The sequence below is a fragment of the Exiguobacterium sp. NPDC077395 genome (assembly GCF_050269125.1).
GTDB lineage: Bacteria > Bacillota > Bacilli > Exiguobacteriales > Exiguobacteriaceae > Exiguobacterium > Exiguobacterium aestuarii_A.
Genome location: NZ_JBNNHU010000003.1, coordinates 103,144 through 121,029, shown reverse-complemented (window position 1 = coordinate 121,029; position 17,886 = coordinate 103,144). Strand labels below are relative to the sequence as shown.

At 46.2% G+C, this 17,886-nt stretch carries 14 protein-coding genes and 1 other annotated feature; of the genes, 3 read left to right on the top strand and 11 right to left on the bottom strand.

What is annotated here, in order from left to right; translation table 11 throughout:
- Positions 1 to 27: 27 nt before the first annotated feature.
- The 11 genes from ACQKD4_RS12755 to ACQKD4_RS12705 form a co-directional block, all read right to left on the bottom strand.
- Positions 28 to 1,245 (bottom strand): M48 family metallopeptidase, encoded by a 1,218-nt coding sequence (locus ACQKD4_RS12755; protein ID WP_427373588.1) that lies wholly within the window; start codon positions 1,243 to 1,245, stop codon positions 28 to 30.
- A 97-nt stretch (positions 1,246 to 1,342) separates the two neighbouring features.
- Complete coding sequence (locus tag ACQKD4_RS12750) at positions 1,343 to 2,440, bottom strand: PQQ-dependent sugar dehydrogenase (protein WP_427373586.1); 1,098 nt, start codon at positions 2,438 to 2,440, stop codon at positions 1,343 to 1,345.
- Between the two features lie 37 nt (positions 2,441 to 2,477).
- Positions 2,478 to 3,938 (bottom strand): MDR family MFS transporter, encoded by a 1,461-nt coding sequence (locus tag ACQKD4_RS12745; RefSeq protein ID WP_427373585.1) that lies wholly within the window; start codon positions 3,936 to 3,938, stop codon positions 2,478 to 2,480.
- 63 nt (positions 3,939 to 4,001) lie between these two features.
- Positions 4,002 to 4,721, bottom strand: a complete 720-nt coding sequence (locus ACQKD4_RS12740) for an ABC transporter ATP-binding protein (RefSeq protein WP_427373584.1) — start codon at positions 4,719 to 4,721, stop codon at positions 4,002 to 4,004.
- Positions 4,718 to 5,509, bottom strand: a complete 792-nt coding sequence (locus ACQKD4_RS12735) for a hypothetical protein (protein ID WP_427373583.1) — start codon at positions 5,507 to 5,509, stop codon at positions 4,718 to 4,720. Before ACQKD4_RS12735 ends, ACQKD4_RS12740 begins: the two co-directional genes overlap by 4 nt.
- Before the next feature lie 3 nt (positions 5,510 to 5,512).
- Entirely contained in the window at positions 5,513 to 6,073 is a 561-nt protein-coding gene (locus tag ACQKD4_RS12730) for a nitrous oxide reductase accessory protein NosL (RefSeq protein WP_427373581.1), read from the bottom strand.
- Positions 6,060 to 7,244: a NosD domain-containing protein gene (locus ACQKD4_RS12725; protein WP_427373579.1), complete on the bottom strand. Its 1,185-nt coding sequence runs from the start codon at positions 7,242 to 7,244 to the stop codon at positions 6,060 to 6,062. Before ACQKD4_RS12725 ends, ACQKD4_RS12730 begins: the two co-directional genes overlap by 14 nt.
- A 146-nt stretch (positions 7,245 to 7,390) precedes the next feature.
- Positions 7,391 to 8,683, bottom strand: coding sequence for an ABC transporter substrate-binding protein (locus ACQKD4_RS12720; protein ID WP_214785719.1), 1,293 nt, complete (start codon positions 8,681 to 8,683; stop codon positions 7,391 to 7,393).
- Positions 8,684 to 8,843: 160 nt separating this feature from the next.
- Positions 8,844 to 9,824, bottom strand: a complete 981-nt coding sequence (asnA, locus tag ACQKD4_RS12715; protein WP_427373578.1) for an aspartate--ammonia ligase — start codon at positions 9,822 to 9,824, stop codon at positions 8,844 to 8,846.
- A 69-nt stretch (positions 9,825 to 9,893) separates the two neighbouring features.
- Positions 9,894 to 10,134, bottom strand: a binding site (T-box leader).
- Positions 10,135 to 10,239: 105 nt separating this feature from the next.
- The gene (locus ACQKD4_RS12710) at positions 10,240 to 11,142 is read right to left on the bottom strand and encodes a carbohydrate ABC transporter permease (protein ID WP_083600080.1); all 903 of its coding nucleotides are present in this window, start codon (positions 11,140 to 11,142) and stop codon (positions 10,240 to 10,242) included.
- Positions 11,139 to 12,044, bottom strand: coding sequence for a carbohydrate ABC transporter permease (locus ACQKD4_RS12705; RefSeq protein WP_427373576.1), 906 nt, complete (start codon positions 12,042 to 12,044; stop codon positions 11,139 to 11,141). The genes ACQKD4_RS12710 and ACQKD4_RS12705 overlap by 4 nt, the downstream gene beginning before the upstream one ends.
- Positions 12,045 to 12,287: 243 nt before the next feature.
- Here ACQKD4_RS12705 and ACQKD4_RS12700 point away from each other — a divergent pair, with 243 nt between their 5' ends.
- The 3 genes from ACQKD4_RS12700 to ACQKD4_RS12690 all read left to right on the top strand — a co-directional run bounded on the left by ACQKD4_RS12700 (position 12,288) and on the right by ACQKD4_RS12690 (position 17,857).
- Positions 12,288 to 13,973, top strand: a complete 1,686-nt coding sequence (locus ACQKD4_RS12700) for a formate--tetrahydrofolate ligase (protein ID WP_427373574.1) — start codon at positions 12,288 to 12,290, stop codon at positions 13,971 to 13,973.
- Positions 13,974 to 13,987: 14 nt separating this feature from the next.
- Complete coding sequence (locus tag ACQKD4_RS12695; protein ID WP_427373573.1) at positions 13,988 to 14,896, top strand: alpha/beta fold hydrolase; 909 nt, start codon at positions 13,988 to 13,990, stop codon at positions 14,894 to 14,896.
- Between the two features lie 189 nt (positions 14,897 to 15,085).
- Positions 15,086 to 17,857, top strand: a complete 2,772-nt coding sequence (locus tag ACQKD4_RS12690; protein ID WP_427373572.1) for an SH3 domain-containing protein — start codon at positions 15,086 to 15,088, stop codon at positions 17,855 to 17,857.
- Positions 17,858 to 17,886: the final 29 nt, after the last annotated feature.

Below are 17,886 nucleotides of genomic sequence, written 5' to 3'. Positions count from 1 at the left end.
GTCTCTTTTGAAACGAGGAAATTTCTTTTATTCATATGCTTCCATTAATTCAATGAGTTCAGAACTATGTCCCCAATCACGTGCCGTATCAATCGGTGTCATCCCGCTATCGTTTTGGAGCGTGACGTCAGCTCCGTTGTCTAGCAAGAGTTGAACTGTTTCTTCATCAACCTCATCATTGTAGAACAAGTTGTGAAGTGGCGTTTCGCCATACTCGTCTTGAATATTCACGTCAGCACCATTTTGTAATTCTGCTTCGATTTCTTCATAGCTCGCATTATTATACGTCAATTCTTGGATTGGTTCTTCCCATTCCAACGCCCAATCATTTGCAAGGTCCTCACTCATCGCCGCAGATACAATCTCCGTCAAATCGTCGCTCATAACAAGAAACGCGATGAGGACTCCGTTCCCGATGACCGTCAACAATATCATCGAAATGATAGAAGCTTTCACATATCCAGCCGTCTTGAAGACCGGAATGTTTTCTTCACCTGCAGCTGTTGCAATCGATGCGATTCGCTTCGGTAACGTTGGATGCGTCGACAACAACTCACTATACTTCGCGATAAAACCGTTCTCTCGACTTGCTTCGTACAAATAGTCGAACTCATTCACTTCTTTCGCGAGCGGTCCCCCGATTGCAAGAACCGTTAACGCACGCTTCGCTGCCCCGAAGTCTTGAATGTAATGAGCAGCCATCCGGTCACACGTATATTCACAAGCACGTGAATAGGCAGAACCTAAGAAAGGAATGATACTACCGAGCAAGACGACCCACTGCTTTTGGACATGGTTACGACGAATGTGTGCCAGCTCGTGTGCGATGACAAACTCCACTTCTTTCGTCTGTCCCGTCCGTGTTAATTCCACGACATCCGAATACAGAATGACCATGTTCTTCTGGAAGAAACGTGTGGCAAAAGCGTTTAATACACCACCCGCTTGTAAAATATACACATCTGGCAACAAGCGAATGCCCATATCTGCCCCGACGCGTTGAACCATCTCATGAAGTTCTGTAAACTGACGAGCCGTCACTTTGACACCGTTCGTCCGAATGTACCCGATTTGAATCCAGTGAGTAAAGAGCGAGAGCGATACGATTGTACCGATGATCCATAAAAAGAGACCGAATGAGGCTACTGTCAGCACGATCCCGAGGATTAACATGAGCACGCTTGCTGCAACTAATAGTGAGAAGTATAGTTTTTCTCGTTTATGTACCAAGTTTGAATGATTCATCTATTTTCTCCTTCTTTTTCCAAAATACATGTTTAATTATACCGTTACTTCCAGAAGAAACAACGAAAAAAATAGAAACTGACAAAGTCGTCAGTTTCTAGCGAATCGTTACTTGATAAAGTTGATCGTCTTGAGGCTGTGGGTTGCCTCGTCCGTCCGTATTGTTCGAAATAAAATACAAGGTGTTATCTTCTAACCACACATCACGAATCCGACCTACATCTTCGACAATCGTCGTCACTTGTTTCGTTTCCCGGTCGATGGCAACAAGCCGCTCGTTCCGAAGCGTCGCCATATAGACGTACTGTTCATCCGTCGCGATACCAGAAGGTGCCCAAGACGTCTCGCCTACTTCAAACCACGGTGTGACAAGGCCTTCTTGTTCCTGATTCGCCTCAATGATCGGCCATCCATAATTGTTTCCTTCTTCTATCACGTTAACCTCGTCATGTCCGCTCGCCCCGTGTTCGCTCGCATAAAGAACATCGTCAATTTGACTCAACCCTTGAGGATTGCGGTGACCGAGCGAATAGATCCAGTCGGTCGGTTCACCTTCACCCGATAATGGGATTCGTAGAATCTTTCCGGCTAATGATGATTCGTCTTGTGCGAGTTCAGGCACGAGCGCATCTCCCGTCGTCACCCAAAGATGCTCACCGTCCAGCAAAAGGCGACCTCCGTTATGAAAACGTGCACCTGGAATCTCGTCAAGTAAGACATTCGTCTCCTCAAAGCGTTCTCCATCCCATGTCAACTCGACCACACGGTTTTGAACGTTTCTTCCTGACGATCCATACGTATGATACGCGTAAAGGATTCCGCTCGATTCAAAATCTTCGCTTAACGCAAGACCAAGGAGCCCTCCTTCACCAATCTCGAATACACTTTCCTTAAAGTTCACGTCTTGTCGGGTTGCGCGACCCGAACTGTCAATCACGGTGATGGTACCACCGCGTTCGGATACGAGCCACCCCTCCTCTGTTCGAGCGAGTGACCACGGAATGGACAAGTTCTCGGCAATGGCGGTCACTTCTCCAATCTCAAGATTCGACTCTTCAGTAGTACTCGTTTCACTGTCAGTCTCTGACTCACTTCGTGTCTCTTCTGAAGTAGGTGGTTCTGTTCCTTCGTTCGTTTGTTCTGGCGCACACCCCATCAGAAACAACAATGTCACAATCCCAATTTGACGTTTCATGTCGGTTCGCCTCCCTTTCCTTCATCATAACCTTGTTTCACGAGCGTTGTGAAGGTTCCGGTGGGCGAGCTGGCAAGCGGGACGCGATGACGAACGCGATGATTGCAGCGACCATCGCTCCGATAAAGATGCTGTTCAATCCGATCGCAATGATTTGTTCTCCTTGAAGTCGAACCGAAGCGTTCAACGTCTCCGTGACACTCTGATTGAAGAAGTCTTCTAATGAAACTTGAGATAACGCGCTGCTCTCTTTAAAGTCGTTAAGAACAACAAAGTTAAAGACTGCTCCGAACACCGCTACACCGAGCGTTTGACCAACCGTACTCAAGAATGAATTTGTCGCCGTTGCCGTTCCACGCTGTTGATAGGAGACGACAGTTTGCAGGACGACGATAAACATCGGTTGAGACAACCCGAATCCGACACCGATCAGCGCCACTGCCCCGTATACCCATACGTCTGAACTCGACTGGGATAACAGTGTTAACGTCAGCGTCCCGATGATGAGCAATCCCATCCCGATCAAGGCGCGTCGTCTCGGAGAAGCCACTCCGAGTGTACGCCCACCAATAATCGATGTGAACGTCCACGCGACCGATAACGGCATCAACATAAATCCAGCCTCTGTCGCTGATTTCCCTAACACAGCTTGTGCCCAGATTGGAATGTAAGCAGACATGGAGACGAGCACCCACGCCGCAAAGAAGACCGAACCGTTGATGGCAGCAATCGTTGGTTGCTTGAGTAATTCAAACGGCAATAACGGAGATTTTGCTTTTCGTTCAGATACGAAGAAGCCAACCAATAGGATGATACTGAATACCCCACTGGCAACAATGGTCGTCGTCCATTCATTCGTTTCACTGAATGTGATCAGGGCATACAGGAATGCTGTCGTCCCACCTGCGAACAAAAGCGCGCCTTTCAAGTCAATCCGCTCAGTCGTCTCAGCGACTTTCTCTTTATAGAAAATAATGATCATGATAAACGAGAGTAACGCAAATGGTACGTTCAATAAAAAGACGTAGCGCCATGACAACGTTTCGACTAAAAAGCCTCCGATGACCGGACCGAGTACTCCCGACACACCCCATACGGCACTTAAAATCCCTTGAATCTTTCCGCGTTCCTCGTATTTATATAAGTCCCCGATAATCGTCATCGAAATCGGAAGGACCGCACCGGCACCTAGACCCTGTAGCGCCCGAAAGACGATCAGTTGTTCCATCGACGTGGCTAATCCACATAAGAGTGAGGATAGCGTGAACAACCCGATGCCAAACAAGAGGACACGCTTCCGCCCGAATAAATCCGCCACTTTCCCATATATCGGTGTCGATACTGCTGTAAATAGTAAGAAGGCAGCAAATACCCAACTGACGAGCGTCGCCCCGTTCAACTCACTGGCGATGACAGGCGTCGCAACTGATACGACCGTCCCTTCAATCGCCGCTAAAAAGGTTGCCAATAAGAGGGCAACCGTCACATTTTTTCTCATCCGTTCCATCTCCCCAAAAAAATAGTGGCGTCGGAAGGTTCCGAGCACCACTTCAACTGTCTATTATTTTGTGCGAGCCACGTCCATTTTACAAGTGTCATCTTCTGATCCGAAAAAGAATTCTCTTAGACGTTCATACGCGGCTTGTTCTTCATGGACATGCACCTTCCCACAAATAGATCCCGCTCTCATCATCCAGACTTCATCTGACAACATAGCGGCAACATCTAGTTGATGAGTTGAAAATACGATGGTCGTCCCTCGCTCCGCCTCTTCACGTAGTAAATCTTGAAGCATTCGCATCCAGATCGGATCTAGACCGTTCGTCGGTTCATCTAATAACAGGATAGCCGCCTCATTGACGAGCGCTTGTGCCAAGAGGAGACGTTGGCGCATCCCTTTCGATAATTCGGCGATTTTCTTGCGCTTATGTTCATATAACCCGACCCGTTTGAGAACTTCAGCAGTCGGACGGGCGCCTTGCAAGATGGCGTAGTAGGCGAACGTCTCTTCAACCGTCCATGTGCCATCAAATGAAAAATCGTCCGGCATATAGCCAAAGCTCTCATTGTATTTCGTTCGCTGCGTTGTCGTGTAGCCATTCAACTGAACGACCCCGGTACTTGGTTCGATCGTTCCATTCATCAGATTTAAAAGCGTCGACTTCCCCGCCCCGTTGCTCCCGCATAAAGCAATGATTCGCCCTGAGGTAATCTCTTCACGAATCGGATGGAGCGACCACGTATCGCCATATTTTTTACCTACATCTATACAGTGAATCATGATGCTTTCCTCCAAGCCACTTTCGAAGCAAACCACAACAAGACACTACTCATCGTCACCAAGGTAGTCCAGACGACGATGGATCCAATCGGGCGATTCATCCAATTTAACCAGTTGAGATACACCTCTCCAAACACGTCTGGAGATGACACTGTTGTACTGGCCCAAATGCGCATCAAATCAAATCCATTCACAAACAGCGCAAGGATCATTCCATTCACCTGAATACCGTATGGAAGCAAGGAAATAACCGTCACGAGAATCGTCTGCCACAATAGTACGAGGACGACCCACGTTAAAAAGGCGAGTAACATCGCCCGGATTCTCGTACGACCGAATAGTCCGATTAACGTACCGAGTGCCGTCGCATACGTTGTTAATCCGGTCGCGTAGGCAAATAGGATGACCCATGTTGTAAACGATTGAACGACGACGAGTGATGCGATGAAGAATGCCAATAATAGAACAAGTACTTGTGTGACCAAAAACGAACTGAAGCGGATGAAAATGAATTTCCACTTTGGATAGGTAAATGTCGAAAGCAAACTTAGTCGTTTCGATTCTTGTTCTTGTCCCCAATGAATCGCTGTAGTTAGTAAGATGAAAAGTGGAAGCAATAGACCGAGCACCGTGATCAGCGTTGCACTGATGTTCGTATAGTCGGCAGCAATCGGTAGTGCTTGTCCAAGTCCTCCGAGTAGAACGAGCGTGAGAATCCACGTCAGGAGAAAGACATAGTTCTCTCGCTTTCGAAGGCTGCGTGCCCATTCCATCCTCCATAGAGACATCGGTTACTGCCCTTCTTCTTCCGTATCCATCTCCATGTCCATCTCGCTATCTTGATTCATTCCGTCCATCGAACCTTCGCCATCCATCATCATGTTCATCTCGCCACGTTCCCATGTATGATCTTTCAATTGATCGAAGTCCATCATCTTGCCGCCGTTCTCTTCCATATACGCTTCCGCGTCCGCCTCTTTTGCGAACGATAGAATATTGTAAGCCATCGGTGTTTTCGACTCTTTGTCGTAAACAAACATCGCTTCGTCTAATTCGACCCAATCTTTTGTATTGAAATCTTTCACATACATGGCTGCAATATCGTCTTCTTTTTGTTCTGGATACCAATCACGCATCAAGCATCCAATATCATCGAACGCATAACCTTTTTCATTCTCCATGATTGCTTCCGCTGCGAACTGCTCATCCATGATTTTCATCTTACACACTTCGCATTCCGTTTCGCCCCATTTGATTTCAAACGGTTCTGCCGATGCACTTGAACATGCACCAAGTGCCAACGATAATCCTGCTACTGATAATAGTCCTGCTACTTGTTTATACGATTTCATGTCGTTTCCTCCCAAATCTCCAAATGATAATGAGCAATAAAATACTTCCTACATTCCAGACCGAACCGTTCCATTTCCACATCGCTGAATAAGTTTGTGGTGAAACATCTGTCAACGATACGTCTTCCGGGCTCCTTAGTATACTTTTTAGTAAAAGAAGACCGGGTGACCCGTACAATAATTCGAATGCCTCGTATGAATCTGTCAATAAGAATAAATATGGGTCTGTGCGAAATGGCACCTCACTATAGCCGTCGCCATTCAGGTCAAGGGTCATGTCACCCCACACATTTCCTTGCACGATGTTTTCAGATGACTCGACCATCGTTACGGGTTCTCGATTCCCCAATAGATTATTTTGGAGAATCATCATCCCTCTTGCTTGCTTCAATTGAAAGCCAATGTCATTTCCATTAATTGCATTCTGTTCGAGTGTCGTCCCAGTCGACTGCTCCGCATATAAACCGATATGATTCCCATAAATACTCGTCTTCTCAATTATTGTATCGATGGCTTCATATAACATCAGTCCCGTCGCCGTTCCACCGACTTGATCATGCACATTTCCATTTTGGAAAGCGACTTGATTCGTCCCCATAATCATCGCACCCGTCAGGTTATGATGTAGTTCAGGTACAGAAATCATAACGTCAGTCGGAAACATCAAGTGAATGCCATAGCGTGAATGCGAGACGACTGGTCGCACAATCGTGTGCTGAGATCCGTTTTCTATGTATATCCCGTCTCGCACCTCTTTCGCGACGACTCCTCTGAGCTCTGACGCTTCGCTATTGAGAAGTACAATCCCATCTGCCTGTCCGTTTCCTTGAATTGATGTTCGAATGACACGTACGCCGTAACCATTCTCAATCAATAGTCCAGTGCCCGAGGATTCGATAGACACATCGATTAGTTGGTGTCCGAGACCCGACATTTGAACGGCGGGTACACGATCACCCTCGCACTGTTGAACCGACACACGTTCAAGAAGAGCACCCGTCCCTCGAAGAATGAACGCCGGGTGTCCACAGCTTGCATATGTTTTTCCGATCCCATCAAATATTTCGTTTGATTCGATGACGATTGGTTCAGTTAATGGAGTCAGCGTTCCTTCCGCATTCACATGCGGCATCCAACACATAAATAGAATCCCCACTAGTAATCGTTTCATGCCCCCTCCTTCTCTCAACCGCTTACATCACTTATTTTACTGAAACCCCCATAGGTATGTGTGTGGTTTATATGGGATTCTTGTGACAGTTTCTTCATAAAAAAAACACAGACGGTGAAGGGGTCGTTTCACCGTCTGTGCGTCGCTTATTTCACTTTGTCTTGCCATACTTTCGTGAAGTCTTGAAGCATCTCTTCACCTGTTTTTTGTCCACCGACATATGCCTGCATGAGTGCACCGTATTCATTCACCGCACCATCCGGATACTTGAACCAGTTCCACGAGATGGTCTTTCCTTCATTCGAATATGCAAGGATGTCATCTGCGAGCGGTCCGAGGTCGTTCGCTTCAATCGACTTGAATGCAGGGATGAACTTGAATTTGTTGACCATATAGTCTTTCCCAGTATCAGATGTCGCCATCCACTCTAAGAAATCTTTTGCTTCTTCTTTATACTTTGAGTTCTTGTTGACGACCCAGTTGTTCGGGACACCAACCGGAAGACGGTCCATTTTCTCGGCATCGTCGTTGATTGGAATTGGAACGAAGCCCATTTCCATATCCGGATTCACATCGAGAATCATCTGTTGTGCCCAGTTTCCTTGTTGGAGCATCGCTGTCTCTCCTTGGGCGAACTGTGTGACTTGTGTATTATAGTCTGTCGTCAATGGATTCTTATTCCCGTATTTGATCGTCAAATCAAATAGCTTCAAAAACTCTTGGAACTGTTCGTTGTCTTCAAACTTCGCTTTATTTTCGTTCAGTGCTTGAATGAACGCATCCGGATCATCTTGCTGCGCCATCGGAATATTTAAGAGATGAATGCCTAAAATCCAAAACTCTGCATAACCGACAGAGAATGGTGTGATGCCCGCCTTCTCTAATTTTTCTGCTGCTGCAGTCAATTCAGAAAGTGTTTTTGGTAACTCATCAATGCCAGCTTTTTCAAACAATGCCTTGTTATAAATAAAACCGTATCCTTCAAGGTTCATCGGCATTCCGTAAAGTTTACCATCCATCGTCATCGGTTCTTTGGCGACTTCCGTCAAATCTCCGACCCACTTCTCGCTCGACAAGTCTTCAAGTTTGTCTTTCCACGTCTGTGCTTCTGTGAAGCCACCGTTATTAAAGATGTCCGGTTCATTGCCCGAAGCGAATTGAGACTTGAGGGCCGCACCATAGTCCGCACCGCCACCGACCGTTTGAACGGTCACTTTGACGCCAGTCTCTTCTTCATACTCTTTTGCCATCGCTTCAAGATCTTTGGCGATCTCCGCTTTGAACTGGAAGACATTTAACGTAACGTCTTTTTTGTCACCGCTATCCGCACTACCTTCAGAAGACCCTTCGTCTGTAAGAGATCCTCCTCCACAAGCCGCTAATGAAAGTACCATTCCAGCAGTCATGACCGCAGTCGACAATTTCCACTTCCGTTTCATTTCATTTCCTCCCTTAACCTGATCCATTCTTTACAAAATCAACTTTAAATGAAAACGCTTCCATAATGTAGGTGTCAAATTTGACGAATAGGGTGGAAAATGTTGCACAGAAAAACAGGACTCACGTTTGGAGTCCTGTTCCGTGTTTCTTCTTATTATATTACAACAAGCTGATGCCAGCTGCTTCGCACGACTGAATCACTTCTTGTGGCCAAACCGACGTTTGTACTTCTCCGATATGGCGCGCACGCAAGAGATACATCGCCACACGTGATTGACCGATTCCTCCGCCAATCGTCAGTGGAAGCGTGCCTTCGATGACACCTTGGTGGAATGGATATGCCCGTTTCTCGTCCGCATCCGCTTTCTTTAGCTGTGCGTCAAGAGCCGTTTCATCTACCCGGATCCCCATCGATGATAACTCAAATGCCGACTCGAGTTCTGGATGCCAGACGAGGATGTCACCGTTGAGTGACCAATCGTCATAGTCAGCCGCACGTCCATCGTGCTTCATGCCAGATGCGAGAAGGTCACCAATTTGCGAGATAAAGACGGCGCCATGTTCTTTACAGATGGCACTCTCACGTTCTTTCGGTGTCATCGTCGGATATGCGTCCTCTAACTCTTGACTCGTGATGAAATAGATGGCTTCCGGAAGAATCGCTTCAATGCCATACGTTGTTTCCACTTCCGATTCTGTTTCACGGAGTGCCGCATAGATCGACTCGACCGTTGCTTTTAAATATTCCATCGTCCGCTCTTCCCGAGCGATGACCCGCTCCCAGTCCCACTGATCAACGAAGAGAGAGTGTGTCGCATCGAGTTCTTCATCACGGCGAATGGCGCGCATTTGCGTGTATAACCCCTCTCCGACTCCGAATCCATAACGTCCGAGTGCCTCACGTTTCCATTTCGCAAGCGATTGAACGATTTCAAGTTCATGTCCTGGATACATCGTATCGAACTGAATGATGCGCTCCACGCCGTTTAAATGGTCGTTGACACCACTTGCCGACTCCACGAATAGTGGTGCCTGCACTTGCGTGAGTCCGAGTTCACGTGAGACCTTCTCCTCGAAGAGTGCCTTTACTGTTGCGATTGTCTGCTGTCTTTCCTTCATCGTGCTTGTTGCTGTTGTCATTTTCCGTTTCCTCCAATTGTGGAATATTTGAAAATGAAGCCATGAAAAAAAGCCCTCCATTCCCATTGAACATGGGACGGAAGACTTCGGTTCCGCGGTGCCACCCAAATTAGTAGACGAATCTACTCACTTTTTCGAGACAATCATCTCGTAACTCCGATAACGGGGAGCGGTCCGGCTACGTCTACTGGCAAAGCGTTCGGGTAGCGACTCCAGGAAGTTTTTCGACGAAGGGTTAAGACCGGGCTCACACCACCCCCGGATCGCTTGACTCACTACCTTCGTGTACTCGTCCTTTCGACGTCGTTCACAATTGAATTGAGTTCATTATTATAAATATTCAGACTAATGTCAACGACTTTTTTCAAAAAAAATTAATCCTCCGTGTAGCGAACGGAGGATTCCCTTGGGAGGGTTATTTAATCGAGCCACTTGTAATCCCTTTGATGATATGTTTTTGCATACCGAAGAAAAAGACTAAAAGTGGAACGATTCCTAACACTAAACCAGCTAACGCCAAATCCCATTGCTTCGTGTACTGCCCAAAGAAATAGAACGTTGCGAGCGGGATGGTCCGCAACTCCACATCACGGAGAACAAGTGATGGCAATAAGAAGTCGTTCCAAATCCATAGGCTATTCAAGATGACGATCGTCACCGTGATCGGCTTGAGTAACGGGAAGACGATGCGCCAAAAGACGCCCCATGTTGAACAACCATCGATGATTGCGGCTTCTTCAATCTCTTCGGGAATCGATTTCATGAATCCGTGGTATAGGAACACGGAGATTCCAGAACCAAATCCGAGATACATGACCATCAGTCCCCAATGACTGTTGAGTAGCCCGAGAATGCTTGAGACTTTCACAAGCGGAATCATGATCGATTGGAACGGAATGACCATCGCTGCCACGAATAAGAAGAAAATCATCGTAGAAATCCAATGCTTCGTCCGAACAAGTTTCCACGCTGCCATCGATGTGAAGATGACGATGATTGCATTCGCCCCGACTGTAATGAACAGCGAGTTTAAAAACACACGTCCATAATTCATCGCTTCCCATGCTTCCGTATAGTTTGACGTCAACCACTCATTCGGCAACGCCGATGTGTTCGTAAAGATTTCAGCCATCGATTTAAACGAATTGGCAACAACGTAATAGAACGGGACCAAATAGAGAAGTCCAAGCAAGATGGCGACGAGCTCAATGATTCCAAGGTTCCAAGAATATGTTCCCGGGCGAAGTGGACGTTGCGGAACGCGCTTCGGTGTTTTCTCTATGTTTCTCTCGACATGTTCCAATTTCTCAGTCGTCATGCTTCTACCTCCCGTTTCTTCGTCACGTACACTTGTGTCACCGTAATCGCAGCCACGACCAAGAAGAAGATGACCGCTTTCGCTGACCCAAGACCATAGTTATTATTCACAAAAGACTCCGTATAAATATTTAAAGCTAACATCTCCGTTGATTTGAACGGTCCGCCGTTTGTGAGTGATAAGTTCGTATCAAACACTTTGAACGACCAAGAAATCGTCAAGAATAAACAGATGGTGATGGACGGCATAATCATCGGCAACGTGATGTGACGAAGCATTTTGAAACGGTTGGCTCCGTCAATCCGAGCCGCCTCCATCAAATCCGTCGGTACATTTTGTAGCGCCGCGATGTAGATGACCATGACATAACCGCCTCCTTGCCAGATGGCGACAATGACGATTCCCCAGAATGCTGTTTGCGCATCCCCGAGCCACGGTAATTCAAATAAACTCCAACCCGTCAACGCTCCGATTGAGGCAAACCCTTTAACATAAATGAACTGCCAAATGAATCCGAGAATCAATCCACCAATCAAGTTTGGCATGAAGAAGATTGTACGCAAGAAATTTCGTGTTTTAATATTCATCGTCAACAGCAATGCCAACGAGAATCCAACGATGTTCGTCAGTAAGACAGAGATAATCGTATATTTTGTCGTAATCCAAAATGAAGCGCGGAACTGTTCATCTTCAAAGAATAGTCGCTGATAATTATCAAATCCGACAAAATTCAATTCTCCGGTCACACCGTTCCAATCCGTAAAACTATAGTAGATCCCATTGAAGAACGGAATGAGCACGATCGCGACGAACGCTAGAAAAGCAGGTCCGACAAATGCTACAAAACTCGCTGGTTTCTTCCAATTTCGTCTTCGTTTCATCCGTTTCGAAGTTTCAGTCATGTGTATCGCCTCCACTATCAATGTATCGTGAAGAATCTTTTATGAAAACGGATACATTTGACGGAAAGGGTGGAAAATATTGAACGGAATGAATGAATTTCACGATCTGATGAGTTATGATAAAATCAATGATATTACGAACGGGTTGGACATGAATTCATTCGTTTCGTGCTTAAAAACACCAAAACCGAATATTAAATAATATATAAAAACATATCGTTCGAAAAACGGAGGTACTTTTTTATGACAACAACGAAACCATTATCTGACCTAACCATCGCACAACAAGCTAAAACATTGCCCATCAAAGAGATTGCAGCAAAAATCGGATTACAAGAAGACGATCTTGATCTTTACGGAAAATACAAAGCCAAACTCTCTTATGATGTCCTCGAGCGTGTGAAGACAAAAAAAGATGGAAAACTTGTACTCGTTACAGCCATCAATCCAACGCCAGCTGGAGAAGGAAAATCGACGGTTACGGTCGGACTCGGCCAAGCCTTGAACCAATTGAATAAACAGGCAATCGTCTGCCTTCGCGAACCTTCACTCGGACCGACGATGGGCTTAAAAGGTGGAGCGGCTGGCGGTGGTTTCAGTCAAGTTCTTCCGATGGAAGACATCAACCTCCACTTCACAGGAGACATGCACGCCATCACGTCAGCTCATAATACGATCAGCGCCATGATTGACAATCACCTTCATCAAGGAAACGACCTCGGCATCGATGTTCGTCAAATTGTTTGGAAACGCGTGCTCGATTTGAACGACCGCGCCCTTCGTCAAGTCACTGTCGGTCTCGGTGGTCCCGCTCATGGCGTACCACGTGAAGAAGGATTCGATATTACTGTCGCCTCTGAAATTATGGCCATTCTCTGTCTCGCAGATTCTTTAAAAGACCTCGAAGATCGGATTAAGCGAATCGTCGTTGCTTATGATCATCAACAAGAACCGATCACCGCTGAACATATCGGAGCAGCTGGTGCGGCAACATTGCTGTTGAAAGAAGCGTTCAAACCAAATTTAGTTCAGACGATTGAACAAACCCCTGCCCTCGTCCATGGTGGACCGTTTGCGAATATCGCCCACGGCTGTAACTCGCTCATTGCGACAAAAACAGCATTAAAACTAGGCGAATATGTAGTGACAGAAGCAGGATTTGGAGCCGACCTCGGAGCAGAAAAGTTCTGCCATATCAAGTCTCGTGTTGGAGAATTAAATCCAAATGCGGTTGTGCTCGTTGCGACCGTTCGTGCTTTGAAAATGCATGGCGGTGTGGCGAAAGACCAACTCCATATCGAGAATGTCGGTGCGGTCGGTAAAGGGATGAAACTGCTTGCGAAACATATCGACACGATGAAAAAACTTGGTCTCCCGACTGTCGTTGCCTTAAATCGTTTCAATTCAGATACCGAAGAAGAGATCGCAGCGGTACTTGACTGGTGCACAGCACATGAGATTCGTGCTTCACTGAGCGAAGTATGGGCAAACGGCGGACTCGGTGGGCAACAACTCGCTGAAGCTGTCATTGATGCGGTTGAGTCAAACGAAAGTAAACTATCACCACTTTACGAATTGACCGATTCGATTGAACAAAAGATTAAAACGATTGCCCGGGAAGTATATGGAGCGGCCGATGTCACGTTCACAGCAAAAGCTAAAAAACAAATGCTTGAGATTGAACAGAAAGGTTGGGCAGACCTGCCGATTTGTATGGCGAAGACACCGTTCTCTCTATCGGACGACCCTTCCAAATTCGGTTATCAACAAGGATTCACCATTACGGTACGCGAATTAAAACCATCAGTAGGAGCAGGTTTCCTCGTTGCTCTCACAGGTAACGTTTTAACGATGCCGGGCTTACCGAAGCATCCGGCTGCCCTCAATATGGGTATTGACGAATCTGGAAAAGCAATCGGACTTTTCTAATAGGAGGATGACACATGGTTCTTTCGGAGTTGACGTATCCAGACGGATATCAGACAGAAGTAATGGAAATTCGAGCAGAGCAGTCCATTGGAAAAATATTCATCTTCCATGGGATGCTTGAACACCATGAAAGATATATTGAATTCGCTCATTTTCTAACAGAAAATGGATACGACGTGTTCATATGCGACTTACGAGGTGCCGGTTCAAGCGCCCACGAACAACAGACTTATGGACACCTCTCTCCGGGCGAGGGCTTTCCGCAACTTGTCGAGGATGCTCAATATCTGATCAACCGTTACGAAGATGAGCGCCCTACTTATGTGTTAGGCCACAGTTTCGGTTCTCTGCTCGCTCGTCGACTCGGTCAAATCATGGGACATGCCTTGACTGGAGTGATTATCGTCGCTCCGCCTCCACACCCTGGGGTCGCAGGTGAAGTCGGGCATCGTTTAATCGCTACCGTCATGAAACGTAAAGGTGCCACGCATCAATCACGTTTCTTTGAACGCCTCTTGTTCGGGCGCTACAACCTTAAGTTTTTGCCTGCTCGAACGGATAGTGACTGGCTATCAAGCGTCCCCGAGGAAGTCGATTCGTATATCGATGATTCGAATTGTGGGGGGCTTCCCTCACTCGGATTTTTACATGAAGTGACCCGTGCCTCACTTGATGTCACGACCGTCGCACGCATTCATGAGCATCCGAAGTCTCTCCCGATGTTGCTCGTCGCCGGGATGGACGACCCTGTGATCCATGACGGGGAGGGATTGAACGGAATCATCGAAAAATATCGCAAGGCGGACGTCGAACTGTCCGTTGCGACATATGACGATGCCCGACATGAAATTTTGCGTGAAGCGGACCGGGAACAAGTATGGTCAGACATACTCATGTGGATGAAACAAAACAAAACCCATTAAATGGTTTAAGCTCCTTTTTGAAGGAGCTTTTTTATTTTCCATTTTTCATACATTTCACTTCAAGGATTCACCTCTTTTTTAAAAGATAACCTTCTTATCAAAATTTAAGTACGTTATACTTAGACCGCATAGTGAAAATTATCTACATCGACCGATGACCAATCGGTTGGTGAAAGGAGTAAATAGACTTTGAAATCAAACCTTACACGATTGAGTGCAGCCGTCCTTGTTTCGACCTCGTTATTTAGTGGATTGGCTCCCACTCCATCATACGCAGCAACATATGAAGGAACCGTCAACACAAAGATTTTAAATGTTCGTTCTGACTCGTCTACGACTTCATCGATTGTTGGGAAACTAACAGAAGGAACAACGGTAAACGTCTATTCATCAAATAACGATTGGGCACAAATCGAATTTGAGGGTCAAACACGTTATGTCGCTTCCGAATATTTAACCGTCAATACATCTATTTCCAAGTCTTCTACATCTACTACTTCTACTGCTTCTACTGCGCTATATATCGCTAAAGAAGCGACAAGTATGTATTCATCGATGACGACCTCATCTTCTGTCGTAAGCGCAATCCCGAAAGGTGCGACCATCACTTACATATCGACGCATGGGGCGACGGGTTCGTGGTACAAAATTTCTTACAATGGGAAGACGGGTTATGTCGCTCAAAAATATTTCGCTGAACAGTCATCTGCGAAGCAATATGTTGCGGAAATGAACGTCAATTTAAGAGCTGAAATGACGACTTCTTCTGCTGTATTGACGATCATTCCTAAGGATGCGGTCGTGAACTATATTTCGACGCACGGCGCGACGGGATCGTGGTACAAAGTTTCTTATAACGGGAAAATTGGTTACGTCGCTCAAAAATACTTTTCTGCATACGAAGGTGGAAGTGTGACACCTCAAGTGAATCCGACACATATGACAACTGATTCAACAAAAGTATATGCATCGATTACGACGACTTCTCGTGTATTGACGACTCTCCCGAAAGGCGCGAAAGTCAGTCTTCAATCTTTATATGGTGCGACAAATTCGTGGGGTAAGATTTCTTACAACGGAATTACTGGATATGTGGCCATGCGCGACCTCCAATCGCTGACGGCACCTAAACCGATGTATATTAGTAATCAAACGACGCTTTACAACTCTATGTCATCAACTAAAAAAGCTATCCGTACGTTAACGCCTGGCACGGCGGTATCTCAACTTTCGACTCATGGCGCGACTGGATCATGGTCTAAAGTGACCTATCAGTCTACGACAGGATATGTCCCGACACGTGATCTATCTGAGAAATTCACGCAAGTGGTGACACCGTATTACGCTCAACAAGAAACGAAGTTATATTCTTCGATGTCTAGTTCTAAAACGGTGCTACAGACCATCCCAAAAGGGGCTAAAGTTGATCAATTCGCTAAATTTGGAGCGACTGGTTCATGGTATCAAGTGCGTTACAACAATACGACTGGTTATGTCGCTGCTCGTGACTTTGCGTTGACGCCACCGACAACAACACCGACTGAACAGTACGGTCCAGAAGCCGAATACCGGATTTATGTAGAAGGTGGAAGTACATTAAACGTACGTTCTACTCCTGCACAACTTCCAGACAACCTTGCTGGAACGTTGAACACCGGGACGATTGTCAGTGTGAAACCAATCGTCGGTTCAGATTGGGGATTATTAACGAACGGTACGTATAGTGGAAACTATATTCATATGGATTACGCAATTCCTGTCACGACAACGCCCCCGGGAAGCGGTGTCATCAAGAACGTATTCTATACAAGTTATCCGATGACTGTTCGTGACATGGCAGAGCGCCAATATAATCAAATCGCCTTGACAGATTTCCATCGCTACGAAAAAGCTTATTTGCCAAGAGCTTGGGTCAGTGTCACTGATAACGTGGGTACCATCGTCAATCAGGATATGACCGTCATCTCAAATGTGGGTGCTGCGTTAAAATCATCTGCCACATCAAGTTCTGTGACAGTAGCCACTATTCCAAAAGGAGCAACAGTTCAATATGTAGAACGCGCTTCCTCTTCTTGGTATAAAGTCAAATACGGTACGGCAACGGGTTATATCACATTGAGTTCCGTCGTCGGTAAGGCCAATATTTTAAGCCAACCAAGCCTTACATCTCATCCATACGGTCAAATCAATCCGGGCGAAAAAGTAACCATCACTGGACAGACAGGCACATACTATACAGTTTCTTACAACCGTCCATCCGGTCACAACCTTCGTGTGTTTGACAACATGTGGCGTCGGGCATCGCTCAATGAAGTGTTGACATATGTTGACCCGACTGGCATCGACCCGAATTCGCGCACGTTCTATCAATTTTTGGATTTATCGAAGAGTGCTGGAACGACAGCGACAACGCTCAATAAATTACTGTTGTCGAAAGGGACGCTCAGCGGATTAGGTCAAGCGTTCGTAGATGCCGGCAGTCAGTATAATATCAACGAAGTCTATCTGCTTTCACATGCACTTCATGAAACGGGTAACGGTACCTCAAAACTAGCGTCGGGTGTACCCGTTGATAAAGACGGAAACGCCTTGATTAACTCAAACGGTGACCGCATTTATCCCGAGCGACCTGTAGCCGCTACCGTATACAATATGTATGGCATTCAGGCCTTCGACAGCAATCCACTTGGAAGCGGAGCCAAGTATGCATTTGAACAGAAATGGTTCACGCCTGAAGCAGCAGTAATCGGTGGAGCCTACTGGATTGGTTCTAGCTACATTAATCATCCGACTTATAAACAAAACACACTTTATAAGATGCGTTATAACCCTGATTCACCAGGCACGCATCAATACGCAACGAATATTGCTTGGGCAGATATTCAAACGAGAGATATTTATAATGTCTATCAAATGCTTGATTCGTACACACTCAATTTCGATGTTCCAAAATATCAGTAAAAAAATGAGACACGCGCCTATGACTTGGC